A 4,049-nucleotide genomic window follows, 5' to 3' on the forward strand; every position below is an offset into this window, starting at 1 on the left:
CCCGCCTCCTCCTCGTCCTCGGTGGCCGACGTCACCGCGGACGAGGGTGTCTACCCGGAGCTGGCGAAGCTTGCCCGGCGCGACGCGGGCGACAAACTGGCGCTGGGCCGGGCGGACGCACCCGTCGTCCTCATCGAGTACGCCGACTTCAAGTGCGGCTACTGCGCGAAGTTCGCCCGGGACACCGAACCCGCCCTGGTGAAGAAGTACGTCGACGCCGGCACCCTGCGCATCGAGTGGCGCAACTTCCCGATCTTCGGCGCCGAGTCCGAGGCCGCCGCACGTGCCTCCTGGGCCGCCGGGCAGCAGAACCGCTTCTGGGAGTTCCACCGTGCCGCGTACGCCGAAGGAGCCAAGGAGAAGGGGTTCGGCAAGGACCGGCTGAAGGCCCTCGCCCACCAGGCCGGGGTACCCGACCTCGACCGCTTCCTCCGCGACACGGAGGGCGCAGCGGCCGCGGCGGCCGTGAGCAAGGACCAGGAGCAGGGGTACGGAATCGGCGCGACGTCCACTCCGTCGTTCCTGGTCAACGGCCGCCCGATCGCGGGGGCGCAGCCGGCGGAGACCTTCACCCGGGCCATCGAGCAGGCGGCCGACCGGGCGAAGAACCTGGGCAGCGCAGGCCAGGACGCCAAGGGCACCGCCGGTCCGGCGAGCGCGGAAGGCCCTGACGGCTCCGCGTCCCCTGACGGCTCCGCGTCCCCTAACGGCTCCGCGTCACCTGACGGCTCCACGTCCCCCGATGGCTCCGCGTCTCCCGAAGGCTCCGCGAAGTGACGGCGGACGTCGGTTACTTCGCCGCGTTCCTCGGCGGGCTGCTGGCCCTGCTCAGCCCGTGCAGTGCCCTGCTGCTCCCGGCCTTCTTCGCGTACTCCATCGACTCCGCCTCCCGGCTGCTCGCCCGGACCGGGATCTTCTACGCGGGCCTCGCCACCACCCTCGTCCCGCTCGGCGCCGCGGGCTCGTACGCCGGAAGGCTCTTCTACGGCCATCGCGACGCCCTCGTCCTCGGCGCCGGCTGGCTGATCATCGGGCTCGGTGTCGCCCAGATCGTCGGTCTGGGCTTCGCCTCGCGCCGGATCTCCGCGCTGAGCGGCCGGATCCGCCCCACGACCGCGCTGTCCGTCTACGCGCTCGGGGCCGTCTACGGCCTCGCCGGTTTCTGTGCGGGGCCGATCCTCGGCAGCGTCCTCACCGTCGCGGCCGTCAGCGGCAGCCCGGCGTACGGAGGACTGCTGCTCGCCGTGTACGCGCTGGGCATGGCGGTGCCGCTGTTCCTGCTCGCGCTGCTCTGGGAGCGGTTCGACCTGGGGCGGCGGGCGTGGCTGCGCGGCCGTGCCCTGCGGCTCGGCCGCTTCGAGCTGCACACCACGACGCTGCTGTCGGGCCTCTTCTTCATCGGCCTCGGCGCACTGTTCCTCGCGTACGACGGGACGACGGCGTTGCCCGGGCTGCTGAACGTGGACCAGTCGTTCGCCGTCGAGCAGTGGGCCCGCGGCATCGGCGAGCGCGTGCCGGACGGGGTGCTGCTGGTGGCGGTGGTGGGTGTGGTGCTGCTCGTCCTCGCGGTGCGGTCCGGGCGGAGCCGGGGCGGCGCGGACGGCACGAACACCGCCGAGCGGGAGGGCGCCTGACACGGCGAAGGCCCCGTCCATCGGACGGGGCCTTCGGGTGGTGGCTGGGGCCGGGATCGAACCGGCGACCTATCGCTTTTCAGGCGATCGCTCGTACCAACTGAGCTACCCAGCCACGCAGCTCACAAGGGCTGCAGCGGTCCTGACGGGATTTGAACCCGCGGCCTCCACCTTGACAGGGTGGCGAGCACTCCAAACTGCTCCACAGGACCAAGCTTTGTGCGACTAAGTGTCGCACAGGTTGTGCGTGCCCCCAACGGGATTCGAACCCGTGCTACCGCCTTGAAAGGGCGGCGTCCTGGGCCACTAGACGATGAGGGCAGAACTGCTGGTACAGCTTGCTTCCGCGTCTGTCGCCCGAAGGGAAAGTGAAGAAGCGTGTGACTCCGCTTCCCCCCAAGAGGTTCGGCTTCTCCTTCAACCTTTGAGGTTTCAGAACGGTCGAGCCCTGACCGGCGCCCTTGGGCACGTCGGAGACTGTACACGGGGCTTTCGGTGTCAGCCAAACCGAATAGGAGACGGCGTCGCGTCGGGCCTGCTCTCCTTGGGCAGGTGGCGGCTGACCTCGGCGGTCGTCAGGCCGAGGCCGCCCAGGGTGATCTCGTCCCAGGCCTGCAGACGGCGGGTGGAGCGGTCCAGATAGAGCACCGACGCGAGCACCTGTTCCGGCTTCTCGTTCTGCACGGCACGCAGCCCGCCGCCGCCCGTGGAGCCCTCGACCATCAGCCGGGTGCCGCCCTTCATGACCTCGTTCTGCCGGTGGTGCACATGGCCGGCCAGAGCGAGGGGGACCAGTCCGTCCGTCTGCCTGACCGCCTCCGGCTCGTGGGCGACGGCGATGTCCGCCGGGGTGCCCGCCCGCCGCTGGTCGCGCAGCGCGGCGGCGAGCCGCAGACCCGCCGCCCGCTCGGCCCCCTCCGCCTGTTCGGGCCCCGTGCGGTCCGGGGTGAACTGCGGGTCCCCGATGCCGGCGACCCGCAGCCCGCCGACGTTCACCGCGCGGCCCCCGTCCAGCACGTGCACGTTCTTGAAACGCTTGTTCTTCTCCAGGTACCGCTGCGTCACCGCCGAGTCGTGGTTGCCGCGGACCCAGACGTAGGGGGCGCCCAGGTCGCTGATCGGGTCGAGGAAGCTGTTCTCCACGGCCGCCCCGTGATCCATCGTGTCGCCGGAGTCGATGATCACGTCGATGTCGTACTGCTCGACGAGCGAACCGATGATGTGCCAGGCCGCGGGGTTGAGGTGGATGTCGGAGACGTGCAGGACGCGGAGCGTGGCGGGGTCCGGGCTGTACACGGGGAGCGTCGAGGTGGCGTCGTAGAGCTTGGTGACGTTGGTGACCAGACGGGCGAGTTCCTGCTGGTAGACGTCGAAGTCGGTGACGATCGAGCGGGCGTCGCCGACGACGGAGGGGGCGCTGGACAGCAGCCCGGAGAACTTCGGCTCCAGGACCGACTCCGGGTTCCAGGTGGCGTACGCCCCGACGCCCGAGGCGGTCAGCAGCGTGAGTGCGAGCCCTCCCGCGGCCAGGGCGCGCCGGGGCCTGCGGTAGACGGCGAGGCCGAGTGCGGTGGCTCCGGAGACGACCGCGACGCAGGAGCGCACGGCGAGCTCGCGGGCCCCGGCGCCGACGTCGTCACCGACCTCGGCCTCCAGCCCGGCGAGCCGTTCGGGGTGCTGGACCAGGGCCTCGGAGCGGACCGGGTCGAGGCGGTCGATGTCGACGTCGAGCCGGACCGGGGCCCGGTGCGAGTCCAGCTCCAGAGCACCGAGCGGGGACACGTTGATCTTGGTGCCGCCGCTGAGGGAGGGCCGCAGGGTCATGGTCGTGTCCATCGGGCCGACTGGCGCGCGGACGCTGCCGACGACCAGCAGTCCCAGCCAGGCGCCGAACAGCACGACGGCGACCAGGCCGAGCGCCCGGGCGAACGGGTGCGGCGCCCCGCCGGGAAGGCCGCCGGTATGGGCGCGGCGGCCAGGCCGTCCGGCGGAGCGCGGTCGCGGTCGGAGGCGGATGAGGTGCCGGACACGGGCTGCTGCGGCACGGAACGGGTCGCGGGCCATTGGGCGCGTATGCCCCGGCGGGGAGGCGGCTATGCGCATCCGGCGCACCGGGGCACATCACCCGGCTGATGGACAACGTCGCGGTGTTCGTCGAGGACGAACCGGAATCCGATGATCCGGAACTGCTGGGGCTCTACGAGGGCACGCCGCTGACCGAGCGCGGTGAGTGGTACGCGGGCGTGCTGCCGGACCGGATCACCATCTACCGGGGGCCGACGCTGCGGATGTGCGAGTCGCGCGAGGACGTCGTGGCCGAGACGGAGATCACGGTCGTGCACGAGATCGCCCACCACTTCGGCATCGACGACGAGAGGCTGCACGCGCTCGGCTACGGGTGAGGGTGCGGGCGGG

The 4,049-nt window shown here is 71.6% G+C and carries 4 protein-coding genes and 3 tRNA genes; 3 read left to right on the top strand and 4 right to left on the bottom strand.

Annotated elements, in window-relative coordinates:
- The coding region (locus JGS39_RS38505) for a DsbA family protein (RefSeq protein WP_219574421.1) at positions 1-777 on the top strand (777 nt) is incomplete at its 5' end.
- Complete coding sequence (locus JGS39_RS38510) at positions 774-1,634, top strand: cytochrome c biogenesis CcdA family protein (RefSeq protein WP_219574422.1); 861 nt, start codon at positions 774-776, stop codon at positions 1,632-1,634. The genes JGS39_RS38505 and JGS39_RS38510, both read left to right, overlap by 4 nt.
- A 38-nt stretch (positions 1,635-1,672) precedes the next feature.
- On the opposite strand, the gene JGS39_RS38515 is transcribed toward JGS39_RS38510, so the two are convergent.
- The 4 genes from JGS39_RS38515 to JGS39_RS38530 all read right to left on the bottom strand — a co-directional run bounded on the left by JGS39_RS38515 (position 1,673) and on the right by JGS39_RS38530 (position 3,698).
- A tRNA-Phe gene (locus tag JGS39_RS38515) sits at positions 1,673-1,749 on the bottom strand.
- Positions 1,750-1,771: 22 nt separating this feature from the next.
- Positions 1,772-1,846, bottom strand: a tRNA-Asp gene (locus tag JGS39_RS38520).
- Between the two features lie 36 nt (positions 1,847-1,882).
- A tRNA-Glu gene (locus JGS39_RS38525) sits at positions 1,883-1,955 on the bottom strand.
- A gap of 177 nt (positions 1,956-2,132) precedes the next feature.
- Positions 2,133-3,698, bottom strand: coding sequence for a metallophosphoesterase family protein (locus JGS39_RS38530; protein WP_219574423.1), 1,566 nt, complete (start codon positions 3,696-3,698; stop codon positions 2,133-2,135).
- Between JGS39_RS38530 and JGS39_RS38535 the strand changes: the two genes are divergently transcribed.
- Positions 3,698-4,036, top strand: coding sequence for a metallopeptidase family protein (locus JGS39_RS38535; protein WP_219574424.1), 339 nt, complete (start codon positions 3,698-3,700; stop codon positions 4,034-4,036). The genes JGS39_RS38530 and JGS39_RS38535 overlap by 1 nt on opposite strands.
- Positions 4,037-4,049 lie beyond the last annotated feature (13 nt).

Origin of the sequence: Streptomyces poriferorum (assembly GCF_019399235.1) — a bacterium.
Classification (GTDB): domain Bacteria; phylum Actinomycetota; class Actinomycetes; order Streptomycetales; family Streptomycetaceae; genus Streptomyces; species Streptomyces poriferorum.